At 65.2% G+C, this 24097-nt stretch carries 30 protein-coding genes, 1 pseudogene and 1 riboswitch; of the genes and pseudogenes, 14 read left to right on the top strand and 17 right to left on the bottom strand.

Features of this window, described 5'->3' with window-relative positions; genetic code table 11:
* Positions 1 to 500 (bottom strand): annotated as a pseudogene (locus FG95_RS09360) (hypothetical protein); the annotation flags it as partial.
* A gap of 163 nt (positions 501 to 663) precedes the next feature.
* On the opposite strand from FG95_RS09360, the gene FG95_RS09355 reads away from it, so the two are divergent.
* On the top strand, positions 664 to 903 hold the full coding sequence (locus FG95_RS09355) for a hypothetical protein (protein WP_037555462.1): 240 nt from the start codon (positions 664 to 666) through the stop codon (positions 901 to 903).
* A 167-nt stretch (positions 904 to 1070) separates the two neighbouring features.
* On the opposite strand, the gene FG95_RS19870 is transcribed toward FG95_RS09355, so the two are convergent.
* From FG95_RS19870 to FG95_RS09340, 3 genes are all read right to left on the bottom strand, one after another.
* Entirely contained in the window at positions 1071 to 1583 is a 513-nt protein-coding gene (locus tag FG95_RS19870; RefSeq protein ID WP_052182251.1) for a 2'-5' RNA ligase family protein, read from the bottom strand.
* Between the two features lie 309 nt (positions 1584 to 1892).
* Positions 1893 to 2495 (bottom strand): hypothetical protein, encoded by a 603-nt coding sequence (locus FG95_RS20190; protein WP_037555461.1) that lies wholly within the window; start codon positions 2493 to 2495, stop codon positions 1893 to 1895.
* A complete protein-coding gene (locus tag FG95_RS09340) occupies positions 2492 to 2671 on the bottom strand; it encodes a hypothetical protein (RefSeq protein WP_037555460.1) in 180 nt (59 codons plus the stop codon). Before FG95_RS09340 ends, FG95_RS20190 begins: the two co-directional genes overlap by 4 nt.
* Before the next feature lie 107 nt (positions 2672 to 2778).
* On the opposite strand from FG95_RS09340, the gene FG95_RS20510 reads away from it, so the two are divergent.
* Positions 2779 to 3348: a hypothetical protein gene (locus tag FG95_RS20510; protein ID WP_152567614.1), complete on the top strand. Its 570-nt coding sequence runs from the start codon at positions 2779 to 2781 to the stop codon at positions 3346 to 3348.
* 115 nt (positions 3349 to 3463) lie between these two features.
* Complete coding sequence (locus FG95_RS20505) at positions 3464 to 3643, top strand: hypothetical protein (RefSeq protein ID WP_152567613.1); 180 nt, start codon at positions 3464 to 3466, stop codon at positions 3641 to 3643.
* Between the two features lie 378 nt (positions 3644 to 4021).
* Here the strand turns inward: FG95_RS20505 and FG95_RS09330 are convergent, their stop codons facing one another.
* Both FG95_RS09330 and thiC read right to left on the bottom strand, forming a co-directional pair.
* Positions 4022 to 4930, bottom strand: a complete 909-nt coding sequence (locus FG95_RS09330) for an IS1595 family transposase (RefSeq protein WP_037555458.1) — start codon at positions 4928 to 4930, stop codon at positions 4022 to 4024.
* A 365-nt stretch (positions 4931 to 5295) separates the two neighbouring features.
* Positions 5296 to 7188: a phosphomethylpyrimidine synthase ThiC gene (gene thiC / locus FG95_RS09325; protein WP_037555457.1), complete on the bottom strand. Its 1893-nt coding sequence runs from the start codon at positions 7186 to 7188 to the stop codon at positions 5296 to 5298.
* Positions 7189 to 7230: 42 nt separating this feature from the next.
* Positions 7231 to 7341: riboswitch (TPP riboswitch) on the bottom strand.
* A 77-nt stretch (positions 7342 to 7418) separates the two neighbouring features.
* Here thiC and FG95_RS09320 point away from each other — a divergent pair.
* From FG95_RS09320 to FG95_RS09310, 3 genes are all read left to right on the top strand, one after another.
* Positions 7419 to 7859, top strand: coding sequence for a DUF6265 family protein (locus FG95_RS09320; protein ID WP_052182250.1), 441 nt, complete (start codon positions 7419 to 7421; stop codon positions 7857 to 7859).
* A gap of 16 nt (positions 7860 to 7875) precedes the next feature.
* Positions 7876 to 8571, top strand: a complete 696-nt coding sequence (locus tag FG95_RS09315) for a helix-turn-helix transcriptional regulator (RefSeq protein ID WP_037555456.1) — start codon at positions 7876 to 7878, stop codon at positions 8569 to 8571.
* A gap of 79 nt (positions 8572 to 8650) precedes the next feature.
* On the top strand, positions 8651 to 9055 hold the full coding sequence (locus tag FG95_RS09310; RefSeq protein ID WP_037555455.1) for a GFA family protein: 405 nt from the start codon (positions 8651 to 8653) through the stop codon (positions 9053 to 9055).
* A gap of 101 nt (positions 9056 to 9156) precedes the next feature.
* Here the strand turns inward: FG95_RS09310 and FG95_RS09305 are convergent, their stop codons facing one another.
* The 4 genes from FG95_RS09305 to FG95_RS09290 are packed head-to-tail and all read right to left on the bottom strand — an operon-like array spanning position 9157 to position 11103.
* Entirely contained in the window at positions 9157 to 9615 is a 459-nt protein-coding gene (locus tag FG95_RS09305) for a DMT family transporter (protein ID WP_037555454.1), read from the bottom strand.
* Complete coding sequence (locus FG95_RS09300) at positions 9615 to 9869, bottom strand: tautomerase family protein (RefSeq protein WP_313911580.1); 255 nt, start codon at positions 9867 to 9869, stop codon at positions 9615 to 9617. Before FG95_RS09300 ends, FG95_RS09305 begins: the two co-directional genes overlap by 1 nt.
* Positions 9866 to 10474, bottom strand: a complete 609-nt coding sequence (locus FG95_RS09295) for a glutathione S-transferase family protein (protein WP_037555453.1) — start codon at positions 10472 to 10474, stop codon at positions 9866 to 9868. Before FG95_RS09295 ends, FG95_RS09300 begins: the two co-directional genes overlap by 4 nt.
* Complete coding sequence (locus FG95_RS09290) at positions 10471 to 11103, bottom strand: pyridoxamine 5'-phosphate oxidase family protein (protein WP_037555452.1); 633 nt, start codon at positions 11101 to 11103, stop codon at positions 10471 to 10473. Before FG95_RS09290 ends, FG95_RS09295 begins: the two co-directional genes overlap by 4 nt.
* Before the next feature lie 92 nt (positions 11104 to 11195).
* Here FG95_RS09290 and FG95_RS09285 point away from each other — a divergent pair, with 92 nt between their 5' ends.
* Positions 11196 to 12086, top strand: a complete 891-nt coding sequence (locus tag FG95_RS09285; RefSeq protein WP_037555451.1) for a LysR family transcriptional regulator — start codon at positions 11196 to 11198, stop codon at positions 12084 to 12086.
* Between the two features lie 277 nt (positions 12087 to 12363).
* Here the strand turns inward: FG95_RS09285 and rplT are convergent, their stop codons facing one another.
* The 4 genes from rplT to hisN form a co-directional block, all read right to left on the bottom strand.
* Positions 12364 to 12729, bottom strand: coding sequence for a 50S ribosomal protein L20 (gene rplT, locus FG95_RS09280; protein ID WP_037555450.1), 366 nt, complete (start codon positions 12727 to 12729; stop codon positions 12364 to 12366).
* A 13-nt stretch (positions 12730 to 12742) separates the two neighbouring features.
* Positions 12743 to 12946 carry a 50S ribosomal protein L35 gene (rpmI, locus tag FG95_RS09275; protein WP_037555449.1) on the bottom strand — a complete coding sequence of 68 codons (204 nt, stop codon included), beginning with the start codon at positions 12944 to 12946 and terminating at the stop codon, positions 12743 to 12745.
* Between the two features lie 140 nt (positions 12947 to 13086).
* Positions 13087 to 13437: a GFA family protein gene (locus FG95_RS09270; RefSeq protein ID WP_037555448.1), complete on the bottom strand. Its 351-nt coding sequence runs from the start codon at positions 13435 to 13437 to the stop codon at positions 13087 to 13089.
* Positions 13438 to 13468: 31 nt separating this feature from the next.
* On the bottom strand, positions 13469 to 14263 hold the full coding sequence (hisN, locus tag FG95_RS09265) for a histidinol-phosphatase (RefSeq protein WP_037555447.1): 795 nt from the start codon (positions 14261 to 14263) through the stop codon (positions 13469 to 13471).
* A 116-nt stretch (positions 14264 to 14379) separates the two neighbouring features.
* Between hisN and FG95_RS19860 the strand changes: the two genes are divergently transcribed.
* Positions 14380 to 14922: a TetR/AcrR family transcriptional regulator gene (locus FG95_RS19860; RefSeq protein WP_052182249.1), complete on the top strand. Its 543-nt coding sequence runs from the start codon at positions 14380 to 14382 to the stop codon at positions 14920 to 14922.
* 4 nt (positions 14923 to 14926) lie between these two features.
* Here FG95_RS19860 and FG95_RS09255 read toward each other — a convergent pair whose 3' ends face one another.
* A complete protein-coding gene (locus FG95_RS09255) occupies positions 14927 to 15862 on the bottom strand; it encodes a ribose-phosphate pyrophosphokinase (protein WP_037555446.1) in 936 nt (311 codons plus the stop codon).
* Between the two features lie 407 nt (positions 15863 to 16269).
* Between FG95_RS09255 and FG95_RS09250 the strand changes: the two genes are divergently transcribed.
* The 5 genes from FG95_RS09250 to rpmG all read left to right on the top strand — a co-directional run bounded on the left by FG95_RS09250 (position 16270) and on the right by rpmG (position 21029).
* The gene (locus FG95_RS09250; protein WP_037555445.1) at positions 16270 to 17931 is read left to right on the top strand and encodes an NAD+ synthase; all 1662 of its coding nucleotides are present in this window, start codon (positions 16270 to 16272) and stop codon (positions 17929 to 17931) included.
* A 15-nt stretch (positions 17932 to 17946) separates the two neighbouring features.
* Positions 17947 to 18363: a DoxX family protein gene (locus tag FG95_RS09245; protein WP_052182248.1), complete on the top strand. Its 417-nt coding sequence runs from the start codon at positions 17947 to 17949 to the stop codon at positions 18361 to 18363.
* Positions 18364 to 18402: 39 nt separating this feature from the next.
* On the top strand, positions 18403 to 19713 hold the full coding sequence (locus FG95_RS09240; protein ID WP_037555444.1) for a glutamate--tRNA ligase: 1311 nt from the start codon (positions 18403 to 18405) through the stop codon (positions 19711 to 19713).
* A 192-nt stretch (positions 19714 to 19905) separates the two neighbouring features.
* A complete protein-coding gene (locus FG95_RS09235; protein WP_037555443.1) occupies positions 19906 to 20643 on the top strand; it encodes an energy transducer TonB in 738 nt (245 codons plus the stop codon).
* Between the two features lie 218 nt (positions 20644 to 20861).
* Positions 20862 to 21029 (top strand): 50S ribosomal protein L33, encoded by a 168-nt coding sequence (gene rpmG / locus FG95_RS09230; protein WP_003042331.1) that lies wholly within the window; start codon positions 20862 to 20864, stop codon positions 21027 to 21029.
* Between the two features lie 210 nt (positions 21030 to 21239).
* On the opposite strand, the gene glpX is transcribed toward rpmG, so the two are convergent.
* Positions 21240 to 22211: a class II fructose-bisphosphatase gene (gene glpX / locus FG95_RS09225; protein WP_037555442.1), complete on the bottom strand. Its 972-nt coding sequence runs from the start codon at positions 22209 to 22211 to the stop codon at positions 21240 to 21242.
* A 129-nt stretch (positions 22212 to 22340) separates the two neighbouring features.
* On the opposite strand from glpX, the gene FG95_RS09220 reads away from it, so the two are divergent.
* Complete coding sequence (locus FG95_RS09220) at positions 22341 to 22742, top strand: hypothetical protein (RefSeq protein WP_235211517.1); 402 nt, start codon at positions 22341 to 22343, stop codon at positions 22740 to 22742.
* Here the strand turns inward: FG95_RS09220 and FG95_RS09215 are convergent.
* Positions 22739 to 24067 carry a homoserine dehydrogenase gene (locus tag FG95_RS09215; RefSeq protein WP_052182247.1) on the bottom strand — a complete coding sequence of 443 codons (1329 nt, stop codon included), beginning with the start codon at positions 24065 to 24067 and terminating at the stop codon, positions 22739 to 22741. The two genes, FG95_RS09220 and FG95_RS09215, sit on opposite strands and share 4 nt — an antisense overlap.
* Positions 24068 to 24097: the final 30 nt, after the last annotated feature.

Genomic DNA, 24097 nt, shown 5'->3' with positions numbered 1-24097 from the left:
CCCATCGCTTTGGCGCCGCCGTTCGGGGCGTCCCGGCCCGCGGCGCCAAAGCGATGGGGGTCGTGCGCGCGCATCAGGAACATCGCGAGCCGTTCGGGATATTCGCGCCGTTCACCCACCTGTTCGCCCTTGTAGAATATGGGGACCGGCACGCCGTGGACCGCGCGCGCCAGCGCGGCATCGACCAGCCGCCGCATCCCGAAATCGATCGCGGCATCCCATGCATGGCGGAACGCATGGGCATCGGGGCGGCGGCGAAGGTTATAGGCCGATGTCGCCGACAGCCCGACGCTCGCGGCCGCCTCGGTCACGCAGGCCGATGCGGCGAGCGCCTCGATAAACTTGCGCTGGCGGTCGGGGGTCCAGCCGCTGCTGCGCTGGCGCTGAAGCTGCGCGGGGGTGAAGGAGGACAGCGCGGCGGTCAGGCTTTGCGGCGCCGGGCCTTGCAAAGCCGGACCACGCGGCCGCGCGGGGCGAGCATGGGGTTTGGGCTGGGTCATCTGGCAGGATGAAGCATGGCGATGCGATGTAGGAAAGGGGTTTTTGCGGGGGGCCGCGACGGGCGGCTTTTCGACGATTGGACGACATTGCACCGCGGCTCTGGTAAAACGCCCTATCGGATCGTCGGCATCGGCCGCGCGAAGATGGTGGGGGAGAGGCGGGATGATGGAGAGTTTCGGGGCACTGGTCGGCTGGGGCCATCATGACGCGGGCGACCGCATCATGCTCCGGCTGGAAAGCGTGCAGTCTTCGGAAGCGGCCAACGCGCACGACCCCGACCTGTTCCGGATATTGATGACCAAGCAGCAAGCGGCGGTCCTGGGGCATTATCTGGTCCGCATTTCCGGCCAGTCGCCGGTCGTTCCCGGAAAGCGGGGTTGGTTTCGGCGATACTTTGGCTGACGGGGTGTTCCAGGCCGCCGCAGCCCGTTTCGTCACCCCGGGCCCTTCGACAAGCTCGGGACAGGCTTGATCCGGGGTCGATGACTTCAGCGCCGCAGTGGATCCCGGATCAAGTCTAACGAGCCACGCGTCTCGTTAGAGGATGACGAGGTGGGTTACATTCCCGATCAGCCCGCATCCCCGCGCAGCTTCCAGCGGCCGTGTTCGACATGGGTGGTTTTGCCGACGATGCTTTCGGTGAGGATGATTTCATCGACCGTCCAGCGGATCGGCGGGATTTTCTGGGCATTCAGCCGGTCGCCGCGATAGTTGATCGTGATGTGCGGTTCGGGGGTGGTGCCGTCCATGATCGGCGCCTTTTCGCGCAGCAGATGGTCGACCAGCGCCTTCTGGAACGCCCGCGCCCCGGCCAGCGGATCGCGCGTGCGCAGCGTCACCGCCTTGCGGTTTTCGATGCGGTCGAAGGCGAGCGGAAAGGGCGGTGCGGCGAAGCTGTCCAGCGCGGCGATGGTCGCGGGCAGCCACTCGGGCGGCGCATAATGCAGGTCGTAGAGCGAGATGAGCGTGACATGGAGCAGGTCGGGGCCGCGCCCGGGGTCGTTGCGCGGCAACGCGCCGATCGCCGCCTGCACCTCCGGCGGCGGCTTGGCCATGACATAGAGGAGGTTCCGGGCGCGCATGGGCGGGGGGTGTAGCATGGTGTTAGTGCGACGCCATCGGCGCCGCTCCGTTCGGACCGGAATGAAATTTGTTAAATTGTTACATAATTCATGAAGTATAATATGCGTTAAAATAGAGAAGGCTGAAAGCTTCCGCCGAGTTTGCTAATTTCTAAGGACTCGTTGTCGAGATACGCCGGAGCAGCGACATCGAGCAATGGCCTTGGTTCGCCTTTATACCATGTAATCGCCTTGCCAGCAGATTTTCTTGATTTCTTCTCAAAAATATCCCGATATCTAAACCCGTTTATCCCCTTGACGCATGTATGGCTACAAGCGCTTGGGCCGGAATATGCCGATGATGTTTTCGGGGTTTAGGACAGCGATTTGCGCATGGGTTTTCTCAAAGAACCCGCAACCCTCGTATAGTGGCTCGCCTTCCGTAAACACGCCCCTCACCGTATCGAATGGCGGAATACTTGATCCGGCCTCTGCGGCTTCCTCCATGCTGCTGTGGAGGTGCTGAAAAACCGCGCAGTCTAAAAACCTCAAAATTCGATCTTGGTTTGGTTGCCCCTTCACGCTTTTGTTCTCAGGCATGGGAAGGCCCGCCGTTTGGCGCTGCTTAGAGAACGATAGATAGGCGCCTTTGACGAGTTTGATATTGCGTCGCTGGGCAAGGTCGAGACAATTTCCCAGCTCGATAATCCCGCCGATCACGGCGGCATCTTTATAGTGACCTTGCTCCACGCGCCAATCGGCCCACTCTTTGGCTCGAAGAGGGTCAGATTCCCAAAAATAACTTCCCGGCCCCAGCCAATCGTAAGGCTGCTTGCTCTGGCGAACCGAGGTTGCACCAGAGATGAGCTTTTCGGCAGTGTTAGAGTCGCAGCCGTGATAGCCTAGGACAAACGATGTAGCCTGACGGCTCAAATGGCGGCTTTCGCCTTCCAGTTACGCCCGCCAAATTCGGCTTTGAGATTGCCTTTCGCAGTGTAGATCCCACCCTTGATAAGGGCGGCCCGCGCGGCGGCCTTTGACCGCGTTTTCTCACGCGTCTGGCTTGCAAGAGCCTTCAAAATCGCTTCGTTGCGCTGCTCGATGGTCATAGCTTTTCTCCGGCCCCAATATTCCCGGCCGGAGCGCCGAAGCCAATCCCCTACATCCTGACATGACTCATATTGTGAATCATTCTTGTGTCATGTAAGGAGGCGTCATGTCGGATCATGTAAAGCTTATAAGTGACCGTATAGCCAAGGCCGAAGCAAAGGTCGCTCGCTATAAGAAGTCCCTTGAAACTGCGGAGCTAGAGCTGTCTGAGCTGCAAATCGCCCTTCGCGTCCTAAGTGGGCTTTCCGGCGAAGTGGAATCGAACGCAGGGGGAACGGGCACCACTCTCGGTAGGCAACGTGACATTGTCAGGCTTATGGGTGTAGGTCGCGAAAACGCTCAACCTCCCGCGGAAATTTATGCGGCGTATCTTAAGGCCAGTGATGAGAAAATTAGCATCGACACATTCCGAACGACAATCTGGAGAATGAAAGGAAAATCGTTCGTTGTCGATGTCACGCCATACACCGTCTTCAATGATGAAGGCGTCTACTGGATAGAGCAGAATGGGATATCCCTCGGGGATATCGACACGTCATCACTACCCGATGACGATTACGAGAATGAGCCGGAGACGCCTGGGCGTTCCGGCTCAGAAACGGGTGGATGGGGAGCGCCAACTCCCTCCTCACCTTGGGTTACCAGCCAATCCCGCCCGCCGTGGGAACAAGATTAAGGAGTATCCCTATGTGGCAAGCCGCCTTGTTAGACGAAGCCGCAGAGCGGGGCTAAAAGCCCCTCTCTGCGGCCTTCTATAGTGCATCATCTAAAATTTTGCAAAGGAAACGTAGATGGCTAAGCCTTCTGGCGGCGGAAAGCCGCCGCCCCGTCAGACCTCTCCGAAGGTCTCGTCGCTCGCTTCGCGCGTTCTCTCGGGCTCGACGAAGCCCACCGCCGCACAAGTCCGCACGCTCGCCGCTTCGGCGCTCGGGCAGGATCAGACTCGCGGGCAGAAGCCTAAGGGCAAGTAAGGGCCGGCTCGCGCAAGCGGGTTAGCTTCACCACGCAGCGTGCAGGGATTTGGATCACTCCAGATACCTGCACGCTGTTTTCGTCGTCTACGGCCCCCATATTGGGCGCTAGGGCCTTTATCTCGTCGTCACGGATCAGCCAGCCCACCGACGCGCACCGGATGGTGCCAGGGGCTTCAAAAGATGCTAGGTAGGACCAGCTTGGGATTGGCTGCGCGCTATCCTCCCACTCGATCATTACCAGAGGGCACGACGTGGAAAGATTGACCTTATCCGAAGCCTTGGCGACCGATCGCTTAGACGCCTTCGTCGAACAGGCCGAAGCCGAGGGGGTTGGGCCTGCTGACCGCGCGGACTTTGAGGCGATGGTGGGGCGCATCACAGCGCCCCAACCAGAAGGTCAAACATCCCGTTCACGCGGTCGCGGTTCGTCGCGCGGAAAGTGAACTCCGAAAGATAGCGCTGCATATGCTTGGCGCTAATCTGGACATGGGTCGAGCGGATCGAGGCCTTAAACAGCCGCCAGAAGCCTTCCACGGTGTTGACGTGGAACGTCTCGCCCGAACGGTAGTCGTAGTGGGCGTATTCTTTCTGACCATGCTTCACCGCGCCATGCGTGAAGCCGTCGCCAGTGAGTAAGTTGTAGCTGTAGAGTTCGTCGGTCGAGACGACCGAACCCGGCTCAACGTTGTCCAGCACGACGTTGCGGAGCGTGTCCTTTTTGACGTTGGGGATGACGACCGCCTTCATCGGGCCGTCGCGGCTCACAAGGCCCATGACGATGGTCTTGCCGGGGGCGCCGCGGCCACGCTTGCCGCCCGAGCGGCGACCGCCAACATAGGCTTCGTCCAGTTCAACGTGACCGGCGAGCAGCGCGTCGAACGATTGCGCCTTGGCGGTCAGATCGCGGATTTGCTGCCCGATGCGATAGGCGGTCTTGTAAGTCACCCCGAGCTGGCGCTGGAGTTCCTTACCGCTGACACCGTGGCGCGTCGTGCAGAACAGATACATGGCGTAGAACCAGCTAACCAGCGGCGTCCGCGTATCGTGCAGGATGGTGTTGGCGGTAGGGTTCACATGGTAGCCGCACGATGCACAAACAAAGGTGCGGCGCTTTGCCAGCTTATGAAAGGTGGAGTCCACAACTCCGCATTTGGGGCAATCGAAACGGGTGCCGCCGAAACGAACTTGCATGATGTGGGCGAGGCAAGCGTCGTCGGTCGGGAAGAGAGCAAAGAACTCGCGGACGCTGAACTCGGGGCTGGCAGAGGGGCTTTTCTTGGTCATGCCATCTTAATGGCAGAGTCCCATACATGCGTCAAGGGGATAAACGGGTATCTAAATGGGGATATGCCTAGAAATGGAACAAATGAAACGCGAGTTTCACTTGATTTCTCTATCTCTATTTCGTTCTTGTGAAGCTGCTTTGCTTTGCTTTTTGGATAGGGTTCCATAAATATGACTTGACGTACTCCTTCGTCATAGTCCCTTATGATTATTTCCTCGACCTTCTGCGCGATATCAGGTTCAGGAGTTGATATGGGAAGACTGTTTCGTATGCTCTCTCTTATCCGTTCCTTGCGATGCTCCTCGGAACCATATGGTAGGCGCGAGACCTAGTCTCGCGCCCATATTTTTATGGGTGATGAGCTTCAATCATGCTCTCGCCCGCCCGCGCCCATATACAGCTCGCGCCCCGTGTCCTCATAGACCTGGCTCATTTCCGCCATGCCCTTCTCGGCCTCTTCCGCCGCGATGAAGCCTGCGCTGTCCTGATTTTGCAGCTTCGCAAACTCGCGCACTTCCTGGCTGATCTTCATCGAGCAGAACTTCGGGCCGCACATGCTGCAGAAATGCGCCGACTTGGCGCCCTCGGCGGGGAGCGTCTGGTCGTGGTACTGCTCCGCCGTGTCGGGGTCGAGCGACAGGTTGAACTGGTCGCGCCAGCGGAATTCGAAGCGCGCTTTCGATAGTGCGTCGTCGCGGACCTGTGCGGCGGGGTGGCCCTTGGCGAGGTCGGCGGCGTGGGCGGCGAGCTTGTAGGTGACGACGCCGACCTTCACATCGTCGCGATCGGGCAGGCCCAGATGCTCCTTGGGCGTGACGTAGCAAAGCATCGCGGTGCCGTACCAGCCGATCTGCGCGGCGCCGATGCCGCTGGTGATATGGTCGTAGCCCGGCGCGATGTCGGTGGTGAGCGGCCCGAGCGTGTAGAAGGGCGCCTCGCCGCACGCTTCCAATTGCTTGTCCATATTTTCCTTGATCTTGTGCATCGGGACATGGCCCGGCCCCTCGATCATCACCTGCACATCCTGCGCCCACGCGCGCTTGGTGAGCTCGCCGAGCGTGTAGAGCTCGGCGAACTGCGCCTCGTCGTTCGCGTCATAGATGCTGCCGGGGCGCAGACCGTCGCCGAGGCTGTAGGCGACGTCATAGGCCTTCATGATCTCGGTAATCTCGTCGAAGCGTTCGTAGAGGAAGCTTTCCTTGTGATGCGCGAGGCACCATTTCGCCATGATGCTGCCGCCGCGCGACACGATGCCGGTCATGCGCTTGGCCGCGAGGGGGACGTAGGGCAGCCGGACGCCCGCATGGATGGTGAAATAGTCGACGCCCTGTTCGGCCTGCTCGATCAGCGTGTCGGCGAAGATTTCCCAGGTCAGGTCCTCGGCGACGCCGCCGACCTTTTCGAGCGCCTGATAGATGGGGACGGTGCCGATCGGGACGGGCGAATTGCGGATGATCCATTCGCGCGTGTCGTGGATGTTGCGCCCCGTCGACAGGTCCATGACGGTGTCGGCGCCCCAGCGGATCGACCAGACCATCTTGTCGACTTCGGATGCGACGTCGGACGCGACCGCGCTGTTGCCGATATTGGCGTTGATCTTGACGAGGAAGTTGCGGCCGATCGCCATCGGCTCGCTTTCGGGGTGGTTGATGTTGCTGGGGATGATCGCGCGGCCGCGGGCGACCTCGTCGCGGACGAATTCGGGGGTGACATAATCGGGGATGCTGGCGCCGAAGCTTTCGCCGTCGCGCTTGTACTCGGCGAGGCGCGTGCGGCCGAGATTTTCGCGCTCGGCGACATATTCCATCTCGGGCGTGATGATGCCGCGGCGGGCATAGTGCATCTGGCTGACGTTCGCGCCGGGCCTGGCGCGGAGGACCTGGCGGCGGACGTTGGGGAAGGCGGGGACGCCACCTGAGCGGTCGGGGCCGAGCTGGCCGTTATCCTCGGGGCGGACTTCGCGCTGGGCGACTTCTTCGACGTCGCCGCGACCCCGGATCCAGTCGCGGCGCAGTTCGGGCAGGCCGGCGTTGATGTCGATGGTGGCGTTGGCGTCCGTATAAGGCCCGCTGGTGTCATAGACGCGGACGGGGGGTTCGCCCGAATGCGGGTCGAGGTCGATCTCGCGCATCGCGACGCGGATGCCGCTGCCGGTCTGCGCCGCGACATGGATCTTGCGGCTGCCACGAATGGGTCCGGTGGTGACGCCGATGGGGGTGGCGGCGCTCTTGTCGAGGCGGGAATCGATGTCGGCCATGTGCAGTTGCTCCATAATATCGGAGCGAAAGACGGTTTTCCGGTGCGGAATGCCGGCCCTCCCTCCGCCGGTATTACCCGGATCAGGTTCAACGGGTCGCGGCTTGTTCCGCTCTCAACCTGTGTCTGCACACAGGCTCCCCGGGGATGGAGGGGTTATAGGCGGCGGGGGGTGCGCTGTCCATGGCGGTGCCGATGCCCCGGTGGTAAGGAGCGGTGAGGGAGATATTCATGCGGATCATGGCGGCGGTCTTGGCGGGGTTGCTGGTGGCGGCGAGCCCGGCGGCGCGCGTGGACGATCTCGGCTGGCTCGCGGGCGACTGGGTGCGCGAGGACGGCGAGCGCTGGACCGAGGAAAGCTGGACGGCCCCGCGCGGCGGGGTGATGCTGGGGGTAAGCCGGTCGGGACGCGGCGAGGCGCTGCGCGAGTTCGAATTCATCCGCATCGCGGCGGGCGAGGATGGCGCGATTTCCTATATCGCGATGCCGCAGGGCGGGGCGCCGGTCGCGTTCGCGCTGGTACGGCACGACACGGCCAGCGCGACCTTCGAGAATCCGGCGCATGATTATCCGCAGCGCATCGTCTATGCCCGCGACGGCGACACGCTGACCGCGACGATCTCGGCGATCGACGGGTCGAAGCCGCGGCGCTGGACCTATCGGCGGCGCTGAACGGACGAAGGGCACCATGGCGGACAAGACGGCACGGCTCTTCGCGATCATCGACACGCTGCGCCGCCGCCGCCGACCGGTGACCGCCGAGGCGCTGGCCGAGGAGCAGGGCGTGTCGGTGCGCACCCTCTATCGCGACATCCAGACGCTGATCGCGCTCGGCGCGCCGGTCGAGGGCGAGGCGGGGGTCGGCTATGTGCTGCGGCCGGGTTTCTTCCTGCCGCCCCTGATGTTCAGTGCCGAGGAGCTGGAAGCATTGGTATTGGGCGCGCGCTGGGTCGAGGGGCGGCAGGACGGGGCGCTGTCGCGCGCGGCAGGGCTGGCGCTCGCCAAGATCGCCGCCGCGAGCCCCGACGAACTCAGGCAGCGGATCGACGAGGCGGGGCTGTGGCCGGTGAACAGCCGTTGGCGCGAAACCGACGCGCCGCTGCTCGCGACGGTGCGCGAGGCGATGCGCGCCGAGAAAGTGCTGCACATCGACTATGCCGACGAGAAGGGCACGGCGACCGAGCGGTCGATCTGGCCCGCCGCGCTCGCCTATTTCGAGGAGAAGCAGATCATCGCCGCATGGTGCCTGCTGCGGCAGGATTACCGGAGTTTCCGTATCGACCGCATCGCCGCGGCGCGGATCGGCGATGAGGGGTTCGGGCGGCGCCGCGCGGTGCTGATGGCCGACTGGTGGCGGCGAAACGGGTGGGACGACGCCTCCTGACACGATCTGTCAGGGGCAGAGGCTACATCGCTTCGGGTGAAGGGCGCGACGGGTCGCGCTGCCAGCCGGAGAATAGAAGATGCTCAAGACCCACCATGGTTCGTGCCACTGCGGCGCGGTCAAGTTCGAAGCCGACCTCGATCTCGAAGCGGGGACGGGCAAGTGCAATTGCTCGATCTGCACCAAGAAACGGAACTGGAGCGCGCAGATCAAGCCCGACGCCTTCCGCCTGCTGACCGATCCCGCGGCGCTCGCCGACTATCAGTTCGGATCGAACAGCGCGCATCATGTCTTCTGCAAGACGTGCGGCGTCTCCTCCTTCGGCCATGGCTATGTCGAGGAGATCGGTGGCGCCTATTATTCGGTCGCGATCGCATGCCTCGACGACCTCACCCCCGCCGAGATGGCGGCGCTGCCGGTGAGCCATATGGATGGCGCGGGCAATAATTGGTGGAACCCGCCGGAGGTGACCGCGCATATGTGAGGCGTGCGAGGGCGGCTTTGGGGTGGGGAGCGGGCGTTTAGTCCTCCCCACGGCTTCGCGACAGGGAGGATCTTATGGCAACACCCGGCCGAAACCTGTCGTCAACCTGTCCGCCGCGCCAAATACACCCCCACGACCATCAGCGCGATCCCCGCGACGCGTTTCGCGTCGATTGCCGAGCGGATCGCGCCGAACAGGCCGAAATGGTCGATCGTCGCGGCGCTGATCAGCTGGCCGACGAGCACGAAGAAGATCGCGTTGCCGACCCCGAATTTGGGCGCGATGAACGTCACCGCGATCGCGTAAAAGGCCATGAAGGCGCCGCCGAAATAGAAATGCGCCGGAATGCCGGACGACAACCGCACCTGCCCGAGCGTACCGGTCGCGATCGCGCCGGTGACCGCGATGAGGAGGCCGAGGCTGAAAAGGATCACCGAGGCCGCCATCGGGCTTTCGAGCCGCGCGCCGAGCCCGCCGTTCAGGGCGGCGAGGATCGGGATGCCGACCCCGGTCAGGAACATGATCGTGGCAAAGGCCGGGGCGGCGTTGTTCGCGGTCATCACTGGGTCTCCTTGGCAGCCTGTGCGGCGCGATAGCCCGGCACGGGCCATCCGCCCACTCCCCAATTGGCGGTGTCGACCTCATCGATCGCGACGACGGTGGTCGCGGGATTCTTGCCGAGGATGCGCCGGAGCAGGTCGGTGACGCCGGCGATCGGTTCGGCCTTCTGCTCGGCCGTCGCCCCCCTTCGACTGCCTTGCAGGCGCTCAGGACAGGCCTCGCGGGTGATCTTGATATCAACATAGGGCATCATGCGGCGCCCTCGGCGGGCCAGCCCGGCATGGCGGGAAAGGCGGGAAGCGCGGCGATCCGGCGGGTCCAGGCGTGGATCGCGGGCCATTGTTCAAGGTCGACACCGCCGTCGGGCGCGAGCGCGAGATAGGGGCTCGCGGCAAGGTCGGCGATGGTCAGCCGGTCGCCGACCAGCCAGTCGCGTCCCGCGAGATGCGCCTCGACCACCGGCAGGATGCGGTCGGTGACCGCGGCCGCGCGGCCCCGATCGACCGACCAGCCGAACAGGCGCTCGGCGCGAAGCAGCGCGGGGCCGTTGAAAATCTCGTTCGCTGCGTGCGACAGCCAGACCATGATCGCGCCGCGTTCCTCGGGCGTGCGCCCGTCCCAGTCGCCGGGCCGGTGCCGCGCGGCGAGATAGGCGAGGATCGCCTGGCTGTCGCGCAAGATGAAATCGCCTTCGACATAGACGGGGATCTGCGCCATCGGGTTGAGCGCAAGGAAGGCATCGGTGGTGCGCGCGGCCGCGTCGGTCGCCCGCTCGTCCCAGCCGAGCCCGAGGAAGGCGAGCGCCATCCGCACCTTGTGGGCATTGCCCGACATTTCGGACGCATAGAGGTGGATCATGTTCGGTCTCCTTTCGGGGCGGCGCGCAAGGCTGCAATTTCGGCGCGCAGCTGGTTGATTTCGGCCGCCATCGGGCGAACCGCGGCGGATATTTCGGCTTCGGTGAAACGCGGGGTGATATGCTGCGAACAATTCCATTCCCAGCCGATCACGTCGACGAAGAAGGCGCGTTCGGGCGTCGCGCGATAGCCTTCCGGCATCAGCGCGGTGACCGCGGCGGGATCGTCGGCAAGTTCGACGACCGTCGCATGGCCGACAAGCTTCAGCCGGTCGCGGTTCGGGTAATCCATCAGGAAGAGCGAGACGCGGTCGTTGCCCATCAGGTTCGCGGTGCTGATATATTGTTTGTTGCCGCGATAGTCGGCGAAACCGATGCGATTGCCCGCGATATGGCGGAGGAAGCCCGCGGGCCCGCCGCGATGCTGCATATAGGGCCAGCCGTCGGCGGTGACGCTCGCGATATAGAAGCTGTCGCGGAGCGCGATATAGCCCAGTTCCTTGGCGGTCAGCGCATCGGGGGTGCCGTCGGCGCCCGCGTCCATCTTCACATAGGCGGCGCGCGAGCCATGGCGTTCCTGCAGCGCCTTCACCGCGTCGTTGAAAAGCGTGTGTCGGTAATTTCGCGCCATCGTTCGCTCCCTTCGGAGACGATCTAGGACATTGCGCGATTGGTGATAATGAGTGAATATTGGACAAATTAATTCCGTAGACTGGAATAATCATGGACCGGCTCACCACGCTCGAAATGTTCGTCGCGGTCGCGAGCGAAGGCGGTTTCGCCGCGGCGGCGCGCAAGCTCGGCAGCTCACCGCCCGCAGTGACGCGCGGGATCGCGGCGCTCGAGGCGCGGCTGGCGACGCGGCTGTTCCACCGGTCGACGCGTGCGGTCGCACTGACCGACGCGGGCGCCGCCTTTCTGGAGCAGGCGCGGCGCATCCTCGCCGAGCTGGCGGGCGCCGAGCGCGCGTTGCGCGGCGCCGAAGCCGAACCGCGTGGGCAGCTCCATCTGACCGCGCCCGTCATGTTCGGGCGGCTGCATGTGCTGCCGGTGGTCGGCGCGCTGATGGCGCAGCACCGCGAGCTTGCCGTGCGGATGATGCTGATCGACCGCAACGTCCGCATCGTCGAGGAAGGGATCGACGTCGCGGTGCGGATCGGGCCGCTCGCCGATACGACGCTGAAGGCCAAGCGCATCGGCCGGGTGCGCCAGATGCTTGTCGCGAGCCCCGCCTATCTCGCGCGCCGCAGGGCGCCCGCGACGATCGCGGACCTGGCGGGCCATGAGCTGATCGGCACGATGGGGCCGCGCTGGACGACCGAATGGCAATTCGCATCGCGGCGCTGGCGGCTCGGCGCGCCGCCGCGCCTCGCCGTCAACAGCGTCGAAGGGGTGCTGGCGGCGGCCGAGGCGGGGCTCGGGATAGCGAATTTGCTGAGCTACCAGCTCGCCGAGGCAGTCGATGCGGGGCGGCTGATATCGTTGCTGGCTGACGAAGCGCCGCCGCCGTTGCCGGTCCATCTGCTGTTCGAGCCGTCACGCGCGGGGTTGCCCTCGGTGCGCGCGTTCGTCGCCGCGATGACGGAACGGATGCGGGAGTCGGGGTTGGATTGAGGAGGGTGAAGGGCTGTTTTGGGGTGGAGAGCGGACGGTCCTCCCCCTTGGGGGAGGGGGACCATGCGAAGCATGGTGGAGGGGCACGCGAGGTGTTTCCTGCCCTATCTGCGTCGTGCGCTCCGCCTGTGCCCCTCCACCACCTTCGGTGGTCCCCCTCCCCGTGCCGGGGAGGATCGGCAGCTTCCGACCGAAACCGGTCCTTTGCGGACCTCCAACGAAAAAGGGCGGCCCCGCCGGGACCGCCCTCGATTTCGTTCGCCTTGGCTGAAAAGCGTCAGGCCGCCTTGGGCAGCGCCGCCTTCGCCTGCGCGATGATCGCGGTGAACACGCCGCCTTCGTTCATCGCAAGGTCGGCCATGACCTTGCGGTCGAGGTCGATGCCGGCGAGCTTCACGCCGTGCATGAACTGCGAATAGGTCAGGCCTTCGGCGCGGACCGCGGCGTTGATGCGCTGGATCCACAGGGCGCGGAAGCTCCGCTTCTTAACCTTGCGGTCGCGATAGGCGTATTGGCCGGCCTTTTCGACCGCCTGCTTGGCGATGCGGATCGTATTCTTGCGACGGCCATAATAGCCCTTCGCCTGATCCAAAATCCGCTTGTGCTTGGCACGCGTGGTCGTGCCGCGTTTGATGCGTGACATCGTCTAGCGCTCCTTACTTCAGGCCGTAGGGCGCCCAGAGGCGCACATGGGCCGCGTCCGAATCGCTGAGCACGCTGGTGCCGCGGTTGGTGCGGATATATTTCGAGTTATGCGAAATCAGGCGGTGGCGCTTGCCGGCGACGCCGTGCTTCACCTTGCCCGAGGCGGTGAATTTGAAGCGTTTCTTCACACCGCTCTTGGTCTTCATCTTGGGCATTTTGGTCTCCTATGTTGTTGAGATCCGGCACCGAATCTAGAGTCCGTTTGCGTATCGGCCTGGCAGCCCTTTCAGCCAGCCGACACAATCGGAAGCGGCGCGCTTAGGTGGATTCGCCCGGAATTGCAAGCGTTGTGGGATCAGAAACTTGCGCCGTCGACCTTCTGGATATTCAGCGCGTCGAGATCGGCGCCCGGAACGCAGCGCAGGTTGACCGCCGCCATCTTCGCGCCGTCGGGGCCGGTGCCCACCGAAAAGCTCTGGCACCCGCATTCGTCGCAGAATTGATGGTCGATATTATGCTTGTTGAACTTGTACGACGTCAGCCGCTCGGCGCCGCTCTGCAGCCGGAACTGGTCGATCGGCACGAAGCTGAGCAGAAAGCCCTTGCGGCGGCAGTGCGAGCAGTTGCAGCTCATCGCCGTGTCGGGAATGTCGCCCTCGACGCTATAGGTCACCGCGCCGCAGTGACAGCTTCCTTCATAAGCCATGTCGGTTCCTCTCCTTTCCGGGGCCCCGGCCTCAATGGTGGCAGGCGAGCCCCTCGATCACATCTTCGAGCCGCGCCGGGTCGCCGAGCGCGATGACATGGCCCCCATTCTCTTTGGCGCTGTCGGCGCTGAGCGGATCGCCGTTCCAGTCGCACATGGTGCCGCCGGCGCCCTCGACGATCGGCGCGAGCGCGGCGAAGTCGTGGAGCTTGAGCCCCGCTTCGACCACCAGGTCGATATGCCCGCTCGCGAGCAGGCCATAATTATAGCAATCGCCACCGAAGACCATCCGCTTGTGCGACGTCTTCGCCGCGAGCGCCATGAAATGCTCGCCGTCATGGTCGCTGAAATACTGCGGCCCGGTCGTCGCGAGCACGGCGTCGGCGAGGTTGCGGCAGGCGCGCGCGCGCGCCGGGGCGCCGTTGAACAGGGTCGGTTGCCCCAACGCGCCGACCCAGCGTTCGCCGGCGATCGGCTGGTCGATGATGCCGAGGATCGGCCAGCCGTCCTGCAGCAGCGCGATCAGCGTGCCGAAGATCGGGCGGCCGGCCATGAAGCTGACGGTGCCGTCGATCGGGTCGAGCACCCACTGGCGCGAGGCTTCGGGGCGCTCGGCGCCATATTCCTCGCCGATGATGCCGTCGCGCGGCGCCTCGGCGTCGAGCAGGCGGCGCATCGCGGCTTCGGCGGCGCGGTCGGCCTCGGTGACGGGCGAGGCGTCGGCCTTGGCTTCGTGGACCCAGTTCGAACGAAAGAGCGGACGGATCGCTTCGCCGGCGGCGTCGGCGAGGCGGTTGGCGAGCGCGAGGTCAGAGGTGATCGACATGGCTTCGCGCTAGCCCAGTGCGGTCCGCGCCGCCAGTCCATGCAAAGCTATTACATCCCGAGCGGCCCCGATTTTATAGATTTTACAAACATGATATAAATTGTAAAATCGGCCTCATGCCGGGCGATTTTCCTCTCGATCCGATCGTCGCGACCTTCGCTCGCTACGGGCTGCGCAAGGCATCGATGGAGGATGTCGCCGCGGCGCTCGGCGTGTCGCGGCAGGCGCTTTATCTGCGCTTCGGATCGAAGGGCGCGCTGATCGACTGGGCGACCAAAGGCATGGTCGATACGTCGCTCGCCGCCGCGCTCGCCAGCATCGAGCAGCCCGCCAAGACGCTCGCCGAGCGGTTGGCCGATGCGCTCGACGCGTGGGTGGGCCGGCATATGGCGGCGCTTCATTCCTCGCCGCACGGCGCCGAAATCGTGGCGATGCTCCAGCGCGATCCACCCGACGCGGCGCGTGCGGCTGAGCGGCGGCTGGTCGCGGCGATGGCCGAAGCGATCCGGCTCAGCGGCCCCGGCTCGGCGGTGCCGCGCGCGGGGAGCATGGCGCAGGCCTTATGTTGGACGGCGCGCGGGCTGGTCCATGCGGTGCCCGATCATGCGAGCTTCCGGCGCCAGCTCGATCATATCGTCGGCGCGCTGGTCGCGCGCTGACGCATCAATCAAATAGCGAGGAGACGCTGCTTTCGTCGGCGATGCGCTTGATCGCTTCGCCGAGCAAGGGCGCGACGGTGAGCGCGCGGACCTTGTTGCTGTCGTTCACCGCGTCGGTCGGCATGATCGAATCGGTGATGACGAGTTCGGTAAGCTCGCTCGCATCGACGCGCGCGACCGCGCCGCCCGACAGCACGCCGTGGGTGCAATAGGCGACGACACCCTCGGCGCCCGCGGCCTTCAATGCGGCGGCGGCGTTGCAGAGCGTGCCCGCCGAATCGACAATGTCGTCGATCAGGATGCAGAAGCGGCCCGAGACGTCGCCGATGATGTTCATCACCTCCGATTCGCCAGCGCGCTCGCGGCGCTTGTCGACGATCGCGAGCGGGGCGTTGTCGAGGCGCTTGGCGAGCGCGCGCGCGCGGACGACGCCGCCGACGTCGGGCGACACGACCATCAGATTCTTGTCACCGAAGCGTGCCTGGATGTCGGCGCTCATCACCGGTGCGGCATAGAGATTGTCGGTCGGGATGTCGAAGAAGCCCTGGATCTGCCCCGCATGGAGGTCGATCGCGAGCACGCGGTCGGCGCCCGAGGTGGTGATGAGGTTCGCGACGAGCTTGGCCGAGATCGGGGTGCGCGGGCCGGGTTTGCGGTCCTGCCGCGCATAGCCGAAATAGGGGACGACCGCGGTGATGCGCTTCGCCGACGCGCGGCGCAGCGCGTCGTTGATGATGAGCAATTCCATCAGATTGTCGTTCGCGGGGAAATTCGTCGGCTGGACGACGAAGACGTCCTGGCCGCGGACATTCTCGTGGATCTCGACGAAGACTTCCTCGTCGGCGAAGCGGCGCACGCTGGTGTCGGTGAGCGGCAGTTCGAGATAGTCCGCGATCGCGCGGGCCAGCGGCAGGTTGCTGTTGCCGGAGATGAGTTTCATAAAGGTGCAAAGCCCTTTCGCGCGGGGTGGGATTGCGCGCCCCCTTAGCCAGCGCGGGCGCGAAGGGGAAGGGGTTAAAGCCATTGCGGCGCGTCGCGCGAGATATTGGAAAGACAGCTTTCGACCGGAAGCGGCCGCTCGATCCTCCCCATCGCGAAGCGCTGGGGAGGGGGAGTGTAGGGTTGGATTGCCGGGGGCAATCCAACCCTACACTCCGCGAAGCGGTGGTGGAGGGGTCTGGCCTTGCACCGACGCCTGACGGCGTCGACCCCTCCGTCAGCCCTGCGGGCTGCCACCTCCCCATTGCTGCGCAAAGGGGAGGATCTGGACGACAGCTCTCCACCCCAATGCCGATGCGGGTATCGGTCTTCGGTTGAAATCGCCCGACTTGCGCCTAAACCGCTGACATGACCGAAACGCTCTCCATCGTCCTTTCCCAGATGACGCAGGCGGTCGGCGACCTCGCGGCCAACGCCGATGCGATGCGTAGCGTTCGCGCCCGCCACCGCGACGCCGACCTGATCCTCTACCCCGAGTTCCAGCTGATCGGCTATCCGCCCGAAGATCTGGTGCTGAAGCCCGCGCTGGCCGAACGCGCGGCGAAGCTGCTCGCCGAACTCGCCGCCGAGACTGCCGATGGCGGTCCGGCGATGCTCGTCGGATCGGTCGAGCGCGACGGCGCCGATCTCTACAATATCGTCGCGCTGCTCGACGGGGGCGAAATCGTCGCGACGCGGCGCAAGCACGAACTGCCCAATTACGGCACCTTCGACGAGAAGCGCATCTTCGCGCCCGGCCCGCTCCCCGACATCGTCGAATGGCGCGGGGTGAAGCTCGGGCTGCCGATCTGCGAGGACGGCTGGCTGCCGACCGTGTGCCGGCATCTCACGGCGCAGGGCGCCGAATTGCTGATTTCGGTCAACGGCAGCCCCTATGAGATCGACAAGGACGAGCGGCGTTTATCGCAGGTCTTTGCGAGCCGCGTCGCCGAAACCAAGCTGCCGCTGATCTTCCTCAACCGCATCGGCGGGCAGGACGAGCTGGTGTTCGACGGCTGCTCTTTCGTGCTGAACGACGACGGGACGACCGCGCACCGGCTGACCGACTGGGGGGGCGAGGAGCGCGTCACGCGCTGGACGAATGCGGGCGACGGGCGCTGGGTCTGCGAACCCGGTGCAATCGCCGAATGGGAGGCGCATCCCGCCGACATCTATAGCGCGATGATCGTGAGCTTGCGCGACTATGTGACACGCAACCGCTTTCCCGGCGTCGTGCTCGGCCTGTCGGGAGGGATCGATTCGGCGATCTGCGCCGCGATCGCCGCCGATGCGCTCGGACCCGACAAGGTCTGGTGCGTGATGATGCCGAGCCGCTTCACCAGCGAGGAGAGCCTCGACGATGCGAAGGGCTGCGCCGAGATGATTGGATGCCGGCTCGACACCATCCCGATCGTCCCCGCGGTCGATGCGTTCGACCAGATGCTCGCGGGGAGCTTCGCCGACAAAGACGTCGACATCACCGAGGAGAATGTCCAGTCGCGCATCCGCGGCGTTACGCTGATGGCGCTCAGCAACAAATTCGGCCCGATGCTGCTGACGACGGGCAACAAGAGCGAGATGAGCGTCGGCTATGCGACCATCTATGGCGACATGGCGGGCGGCTATAATCCGCTGAAGGATGCGTACAAGATGACGGTCTTTGCGATCGCGAAATGGCGCAACGAGAATGTGCCGCGCCTGTCGCGCAACCGGGTCGCGCCGGTGATGCCCGACAATATCGTCACCAAGCCGCCGAGCGCCGAGCTGCGCCCCGACCAGAAGGACGAGGACAGCCTGCCGCCTTATGCCGACCTCGACCGCATGCTCCACATGCTCGTCGAGGAGGAAGCGAGCGTCGACGACGTCGTTGCCAAATATGGCTTCGATCGCGAGGCGGTGACGCGGATCGAGCGGCTCCTGATGCTCGCCGAATATAAGCGCCGGCAGGCGCCGCCGGGGGTCAAATTGTCGACGCGCAATTTCGGGCGCGACCGGCGCTATCCGATCACGCACGGGTTCCGCACGGGATAATCAGGGGGACGTCGAATGGGATTGCGGGGACCGAAGGCGTGGCCCGAACGCGCGGAGCAATTTATCGAGCTGCTGCGGATCACCGTCGCGATCCTGATTCTGATCCACGGCATCTATCGCCTCGCGGCGGGGCTCGTGGTGCCCTTCGGCATCTGGCTCGACAGCCTCGGCTTTCCCTATGGCTATGGCTGGGCGATGGCGGTGACGCTCTACGAGCTGGTGGGCCCGGCGCTGATGCTGACGCGCCGCTGGACCAGCCTCGCCGCGCTCGGCCATGCCTTCATCCTGACGCTCGGCATGATCCTCGTCCACCTTCCCGCGGGCTGGTTCGTCGTCGGCGGCGGGCGCAACGGAATGGAATATAGCGTCATCCTGATCGTCGCGCTGCTCGGCATCGCTTGGGCCTGGTGGCCCGCGCGGCGCAGCGCATAGCTATCGCCTCGCGGGCAAATGCGGCTATAGGCGCGCCGCATGACCGTCATCACCCGCTTCGCTCCCTCGCCGACCGGCAGCTTGCACGTCGGCAATGTCCGCACCGCGCTTCACAACTGGCTGTGGGCGCGCAAGCATGGCGGGCGCTTCCTGCTGCGCATCGACGATACCGATCTCGAGCGGTCGAAAGAGGAATATGTCGAGGGTATCCGCGCCGACCTTGCGTGGCTCGGGCTCGACATCGACGGCGAGGAACGGCAGTCGGCGCGCTTCGCGCTTTATGAGGGCGAGTTCGAGAAACTGAAGGCGGCGGGGCGGGTCTATGCCTGTTACGAGACGCCCGAAGAGCTGGACATTCGCCGCAAGGTGCTGCTTTCGCGCGGATTGCCCCCGGTTTACGAGCGCAAGCCCGAGGGCGCGCCGGTGCCCGAAGGCGTCGCGCCGCACTGGCGCTTCCGGCTCGACCATGATGCGCCGATCGAGTGGACCGACATGGTCCGCGGGCCGCAGCATTTCGAGCCGAAGACGATGTCCGATCCCGTCGTGCGCCGCGCCGACGGCAGCTGGCTCTATCTGCTGCCGAGCGTGATCGACGACATCGCGATGGGGATTACGCATGTGGTGCGCGGCGAGGATCATGTGTCGAACACCGCGGCGCAGATCCAGATGTTCGAAGCGCTTGGCGCCGCGCCGGCGGCCTTTGCCCACGAGGCTCTGCTCGTCGGGACCGAGGGCAAATTGTCGAAGCGGCTCGGCTCGCTCGGCATGGCGAGCCTCCGCGACGAAGGCATCGAGCCGATCGCGCTCGTCGCATTGCTCGCGCGGCTCGGGACGAGCGATCCGGTCGAGCCGGTGACGCATGTCGCCCCGCTGATCGAAAGCATCGACTTCGCACGCTTCGGCCGCGCGCCCGCGCGCTTCGACGAGGGCGAGCTCGCGCTGCTCAACCAGAAGATTTTGCATCACACGGACCATGCCGCGGTCGCCGATCGCCTGCCCGCCGCGATCACCGAAGCGCGCTGGAACGCGATTCGCCCGAACCTGATGACGGTGGCCGAGGCGGCTGACTGGGCGCCGGTATTCGACGGCCCCTTCGCGCCGCCGCTTGCCGAGGAGACAGACCGCGCGGTGCTCGCCGCCGCCGCCGGTGCCGTATCGGGCATCGATTGGGCGAACGACCCGTGGCATGCGCTGACCGGCGCAGCGAAGGAGGCGACGGGGGCGAAGGGCCGAGCGCTGTTCCTGCCGCTGCGCCGTGCGCTGACGGGACGCGATCATGGTCCCGACATGGCCGAGCTGCTGCCGCTGATCGACAAGAGCGAGGCGACCGCGCGGCTTTTGGCGAGATAGAGCAGCGAGCGTTAAATCAGCATCAAACGGTTCATATTGAACGCTCGGCGCTCTCGCTTATCAGCCCTTCCTGTTCTTGCTTACCGATCCGCTTGACAAGTCTAGTGATGTTATAATATCACGTCACTCTGACTTGGCCAGTTCGACGGTCAGAATGCCGCGGGGCCGGGTCGACAGGCAAGGAGAGATGCCATGACCTTGATACCCTTGATTTCGGCGATTGTGACCGCGCCCGAGGCGATGACGGCTCCGGCCCCCGCCCCGGCGATGCAGCCGCGCGGCAGCTATGGCGCCGACAGAACCCATCATCCGTTCGCGGCGCTGTTCGCAGTGGGGCTACCCGCGGCGCTCGTCGTCGCGGTGGCGCTGTCGCCGATGATCGTGGAGGACAAGCCGACGACCGTCACGCCGCCGTGGACATCAATCACGCTGCCGAAGCCCAAGCCGCCCGAGACACAGCCCGATCCCAAACCCCAAACACAGCCGCCTCAAACGCAATTTACCGCGCCGCCGAGGCCCCTGCCGCCGGTGGTGAAGGACCCGCCCGAGGCGCCGCCGCTTCCGCCCTATGTCCCGCCGGCAGGGACAGGCACCGGGCCGTCGGTTCCGCTTGATCCGCCCGTCGCGCCGACCAAGCCCAACCTCGTGCTCGCCGACATCGATCCGCGCTTCGCCGGTGCCTTCCAGCCCGAATATCCGGCGCGCGAGCAGCGCGGCGGGATCGAGGGCGTGGCGAAGGTCCGCGTGCTGATCGGCACCGACGGGCGCGTCAAGGCGGTCGAACTGATCAGCGCCGACAGCCCGGCCTTTTTCGAGGCGACGAAGCGCCGCGCGCTCGCCAAATGGCGCTTCAAGCCCGCGACGCGCGGCGGGGTGCCCGAGGAAAGCTGGAAGGTGATGACCGTCCGCTTCGAGATCAAGAACGCTTGAAGACCCAACCGACCCCTCCCGGGCGGGCGGCCGATATTGCCGCCCGCCCTTCGCTTTCGCTTGACAGAAAAGCCGAATCCCGCCAAAGGCGCCCGGATATTGGGGGCGGCGCGACGTCGCGCGGCCCTCTATGTTTTTCACACCAACGTCGGGGCCCCTAGTCCCGCGGCATCCATCGGAACTCCGGCGGATGTGCAGTTATTTCGAGGAACAGGGCCATGGCCAAGCCGACGACCGTCAAGATCAAGCTGGTGAGCACCGCCGACACGGGCTTTTTCTATGTCACGAAAAAGAACCCGCGCACGATGACCGAAAAAATGTCGGTGCGGAAATACGACCCGCGTGCGCGCAAGCATGTCGAGTTCAAGGAAGCCAAGATCAAGTGATCCATTTTCCCGTGCGCTGACGGCGCGCGGTAGGAAAATGCGCTATCCCGGCCAGTGCCGGGATCCAGGAGGGCGGCCGCGTGCCGCCCTTTTTTGCGTGCCGGGAATGGACGGCAAGCTGCCGCACCCGTCTATCGTCATCCCGGATATGCTCTCGGGGAGGGGAGGGGGCACGATGTCGAAAGGCGGCCGCCGGCCGCCTTTCTGTTCTCAGTGCGCGCGATGTTCGCCCTTCACCCAGCGCACCGTACCCGACGAAGCCCGCATCACGACGGTCTCGGTGGTCATCACCCCGTCGCGGCGGCGCTTGACGCCGCGCAGCAGCGACCCGTCGGTGACCCCCGTCGCGGCGAAGATCACGTCGCCCTTGGCGAGATCCTCGAGGTCATAGACGCGGTCGAGATCCTCGATGCCCCATTTCTTCGCGCGCTTGCGCTCGTCGTCGTTGCGGAAGAGGAGGCGGCCCTTGAACTGGCCGCCGACGCAGCGCAGCGCCGCCGCGGCGAGCACGCCCTCGGGCGCGCCGCCCGACCCCATATAGATGTCGATATTGGTTTCGGGGTTGGTCGTCGCGATCACCCCCGCCACGTCGCCGTCGGGGATCAGCGCGACGCCGCAGCCGATCGCGCGCAGTTCGGCGATGATCGCCTCGTGGCGCGGGCGGTCGAGCACGCAGACGATGATCTGTTCGGGCTTGCAGCCCTTTTCGCGCGCGACCGCCTCGACATTCTCGCGCACGCTGTTGTCGAAATTGACGACATCGGGCGAATAGCCCGCGCCGACCGCGAGCTTGTCCATATAGACGTCGGGGGCGTTGAGCAGGCAGCCTTCCTCGGCGATCGCGAGCACCGCGAGCGCGTTCGGACCGGCCTTGGCGGTGATCGTCGTGCCTTCGAGCGGGTCGACCGCGATGTCGATCTTCGGACCCTTGCCGGGCGCGTTGCCGACCTTCTCGCCGATATAGAGCATCGGCGCCTCGTCGCGCTCGCCCTCGCCGATGACGATCGTGCCGTCCATATAGAGCGTGTTGAACGCGGTGCGCATCGCCTCGACCGCGGCGGCGTCGGCGGCTTTCTCGTCGCCGCGGCCGATCAGCTTCGCGGCGGCGATCGCCGCGGCTTCGGTGACGCGCACCATTTCGAGCACGAGCACCCGGTCGAGGTTGCTGCCGCTATCCGTCATCTTTCGCACTCTCCGTCTTTACTTGCTGCGCCGCGTCGGCATGGTGGGCGCCATATGGTCGCCCGCGCCACTTGTCGAGAACGCTTCGCCCGATTCGGTGCCGCTTTCGCCCTGAGCTGTGTCGTCACGATGACGTTGGCGGTGCCGGCCGCGGCGCAGGTGCAGGGGCCGCCCGCCCCGCCGCCGCCGCGCGACGCCGAAAGTGCCGCGGCCAATGCGAAGGAGTTGGTCGATCCGATCCGGCGCTGCAAACCCGCCGAAGATGGATCGATCAACGTGTGCGGCACCGACACCGAACGCCACCGCCTGACCCCCGAATTGCGCGCGATCGCGAACGAGGGGCGCGAGGCGCCGCCCAAGCTTCCGCGCGCCGAGGCGCGGGCGATGACGCTCGACAAGCTGCCCTATAACTGGATCTCGATCGGCGGCCGGATGAAGCCGGGCCCCGAATATAATGCGCTCTATGAAATGGCGAAGGAGCGCACCGACCCCGAGACGGGCGATCCGCCGCCCGCCGAAGAGGAACCTTAAAGCGCGAGGATCGGCATGTGCATCGGCGCGCCGACGACATGGTCCGAAGCGCCGAGCACGTCTAGCGCGGCGTGGATCGCGCTGGCCGGGCCTTCGTGGGTGACGAGCACGATCACGACGCCGTCGCCGTCCTCGCTGCCGCGCTGGATCAGGCTTTCGATCGAGACGCCGGCGTCGCGCATCGCCGTCGCGATCTCGGCGAGCACGCCGATGCGGTCCTCGACGATCAGGCGGACATAATGTTTGCCGACGCGTGCGCCGGCATCGGCAGCGGGCGCCGCATCGAGCGCGTCGACGGGCATCGCGAAAGCGGGGCCATATTCGTCGCGCGCGATATCGATGATGTCGGCGACGATGGCGGACGCGGTCGGCCCCGCGCCCGCGCCCGCGCCTTCGAAGAAGAGCCGGCCGACGAAATTGCCTTCGGCAACCACGGCATTGAGCGCGCCGGGGACATAGGCGAGCGGGTGGTCGGCGGGGACGAGGCACGGCTGGACATGCTGATAGAGCCCGCCACCATTCTCCCTGTCGCGCTCGGCCATACCGATCAGGCGGACGCGGTGGCCGAGCGCTTCGGCCTCGCGAATGTCGGCGGCGATCAGGCCGCGAATGCCGTCGGCGGTGACCGCGCCGATGTCGAGCTGCGTCCCGAAACAGAGCGCGGCGAGGATCGACAATTTGTGCGCGGCGTCGATCCCGTCGACGTCGAAGGTGGGATCGGCCTCGGCATAACCCTCGGCCTGTGCGGCGGCGAGCGCGTCGGCAAAGCTTGCGCCGTTCCGTTCCATTTGCGTCAGGATATAATTGCAGGTGCCGTTGAGGATGCCATAGACGCGCGCGATCTCGTTCGCCGACGCGCCCTCGCGGATCGCCTTGATGACGGGAATACCGCCCGCGACCGCGGCTTCATATTTGAGCGGCGTGTCCTTTTGTTCGGCCAGCCGGGCGAGATCGAGCCCGTGATGCGCGATCATCGCCTTGTTGGCGGTGACGAGCGCCTTGCCCGCTCCAAGCGCGTGGCGCGCGAGCGTCAGCGCCGATCCGTCGGCGCCGCCGATCATCTCGACGACGACATCGACATCGTCCGCCGCGACGATCGCGTCCATATCGTCTTCCCAGCGATAGCGGGACAGGTCGACGCCGCGATCCTTGTGCCGGTCGCGCGCCGATACCGCGACGATTTCGATCGGGCGGCCCGCGCGGCGCGCGATCAGCTCGCGGTTCGCCTCGAGCAGCCGGACGACGCCGCCGCCGACGACGCCGATCCCCGCGAGCGCGACGCGTAGCGGCGGGCGGGGGGCGGTCGGGGCGGAATAGGGCGACATGCGGGACTCCGTAGAAAGGACGGAGCCTCG

This window comes from Sphingopyxis sp. LC363, from assembly GCF_000756385.1.
In the GTDB taxonomy this organism is placed as follows: Bacteria; Pseudomonadota; Alphaproteobacteria; order Sphingomonadales; family Sphingomonadaceae; genus Sphingopyxis.
The sequence above is the reverse complement of the archived record's forward strand: the minus strand, read 5'-3'. Positions and strand labels throughout refer to the sequence as shown.

Bases quoted from the DNA above. Each gene is read 5' to 3' on its own strand.
- FG95_RS09355 (WP_037555462.1), top strand. From the start codon at position 664: ATGATGGAGAGTTTCGGGGCACTGGTCGGCTGGGGCCATCATGACGCG.
- FG95_RS19870 (WP_052182251.1), bottom strand. From the start codon at position 1,583: ATGCGCGCCCGGAACCTCCTCTATGTCATGGCCAAGCCGCCGCCGGAG.
- FG95_RS09340 (WP_037555460.1), bottom strand. From the start codon at position 2,671: ATGACCATCGAGCAGCGCAACGAAGCGATTTTGAAGGCTCTTGCAAGC.
- FG95_RS20510 (WP_152567614.1), top strand. From the start codon at position 2,779: ATGTCGGATCATGTAAAGCTTATAAGTGACCGTATAGCCAAGGCCGAA.
- FG95_RS20505 (WP_152567613.1), top strand. From the start codon at position 3,464: ATGGCTAAGCCTTCTGGCGGCGGAAAGCCGCCGCCCCGTCAGACCTCT.
- FG95_RS09330 (WP_037555458.1), bottom strand. From the start codon at position 4,930: ATGACCAAGAAAAGCCCCTCTGCCAGCCCCGAGTTCAGCGTCCGCGAG.
- thiC (WP_037555457.1), bottom strand. From the start codon at position 7,188: ATGGCCGACATCGATTCCCGCCTCGACAAGAGCGCCGCCACCCCCATC.
- FG95_RS09320 (WP_052182250.1), top strand. From the start codon at position 7,419: ATGCGGATCATGGCGGCGGTCTTGGCGGGGTTGCTGGTGGCGGCGAGC.
- FG95_RS09315 (WP_037555456.1), top strand. From the start codon at position 7,876: ATGGCGGACAAGACGGCACGGCTCTTCGCGATCATCGACACGCTGCGC.
- FG95_RS09310 (WP_037555455.1), top strand. From the start codon at position 8,651: ATGCTCAAGACCCACCATGGTTCGTGCCACTGCGGCGCGGTCAAGTTC.
- FG95_RS09305 (WP_037555454.1), bottom strand. From the start codon at position 9,615: ATGACCGCGAACAACGCCGCCCCGGCCTTTGCCACGATCATGTTCCTG.
- FG95_RS09300 (WP_313911580.1), bottom strand. From the start codon at position 9,869: ATGATGCCCTATGTTGATATCAAGATCACCCGCGAGGCCTGTCCTGAG.
- FG95_RS09295 (WP_037555453.1), bottom strand. From the start codon at position 10,474: ATGATCCACCTCTATGCGTCCGAAATGTCGGGCAATGCCCACAAGGTG.
- FG95_RS09290 (WP_037555452.1), bottom strand. From the start codon at position 11,103: ATGGCGCGAAATTACCGACACACGCTTTTCAACGACGCGGTGAAGGCG.
- FG95_RS09285 (WP_037555451.1), top strand. From the start codon at position 11,196: ATGGACCGGCTCACCACGCTCGAAATGTTCGTCGCGGTCGCGAGCGAA.
- rplT (WP_037555450.1), bottom strand. From the start codon at position 12,729: ATGTCACGCATCAAACGCGGCACGACCACGCGTGCCAAGCACAAGCGG.
- rpmI (WP_037555449.1), bottom strand. From the start codon at position 12,946: ATGCCCAAGATGAAGACCAAGAGCGGTGTGAAGAAACGCTTCAAATTC.
- FG95_RS09270 (WP_037555448.1), bottom strand. From the start codon at position 13,437: ATGGCTTATGAAGGAAGCTGTCACTGCGGCGCGGTGACCTATAGCGTC.
- hisN (WP_037555447.1), bottom strand. From the start codon at position 14,263: ATGTCGATCACCTCTGACCTCGCGCTCGCCAACCGCCTCGCCGACGCC.
- FG95_RS19860 (WP_052182249.1), top strand. From the start codon at position 14,380: ATGCCGGGCGATTTTCCTCTCGATCCGATCGTCGCGACCTTCGCTCGC.
- FG95_RS09255 (WP_037555446.1), bottom strand. From the start codon at position 15,862: ATGAAACTCATCTCCGGCAACAGCAACCTGCCGCTGGCCCGCGCGATC.
- FG95_RS09250 (WP_037555445.1), top strand. From the start codon at position 16,270: ATGACCGAAACGCTCTCCATCGTCCTTTCCCAGATGACGCAGGCGGTC.
- FG95_RS09245 (WP_052182248.1), top strand. From the start codon at position 17,947: ATGGGATTGCGGGGACCGAAGGCGTGGCCCGAACGCGCGGAGCAATTT.
- FG95_RS09240 (WP_037555444.1), top strand. From the start codon at position 18,403: ATGACCGTCATCACCCGCTTCGCTCCCTCGCCGACCGGCAGCTTGCAC.
- FG95_RS09235 (WP_037555443.1), top strand. From the start codon at position 19,906: ATGACCTTGATACCCTTGATTTCGGCGATTGTGACCGCGCCCGAGGCG.
- rpmG (WP_003042331.1), top strand. From the start codon at position 20,862: ATGGCCAAGCCGACGACCGTCAAGATCAAGCTGGTGAGCACCGCCGAC.
- glpX (WP_037555442.1), bottom strand. From the start codon at position 22,211: ATGACGGATAGCGGCAGCAACCTCGACCGGGTGCTCGTGCTCGAAATG.
- FG95_RS09220 (WP_235211517.1), top strand. From the start codon at position 22,341: ATGACGTTGGCGGTGCCGGCCGCGGCGCAGGTGCAGGGGCCGCCCGCC.
- FG95_RS09215 (WP_052182247.1), bottom strand. From the start codon at position 24,067: ATGTCGCCCTATTCCGCCCCGACCGCCCCCCGCCCGCCGCTACGCGTC.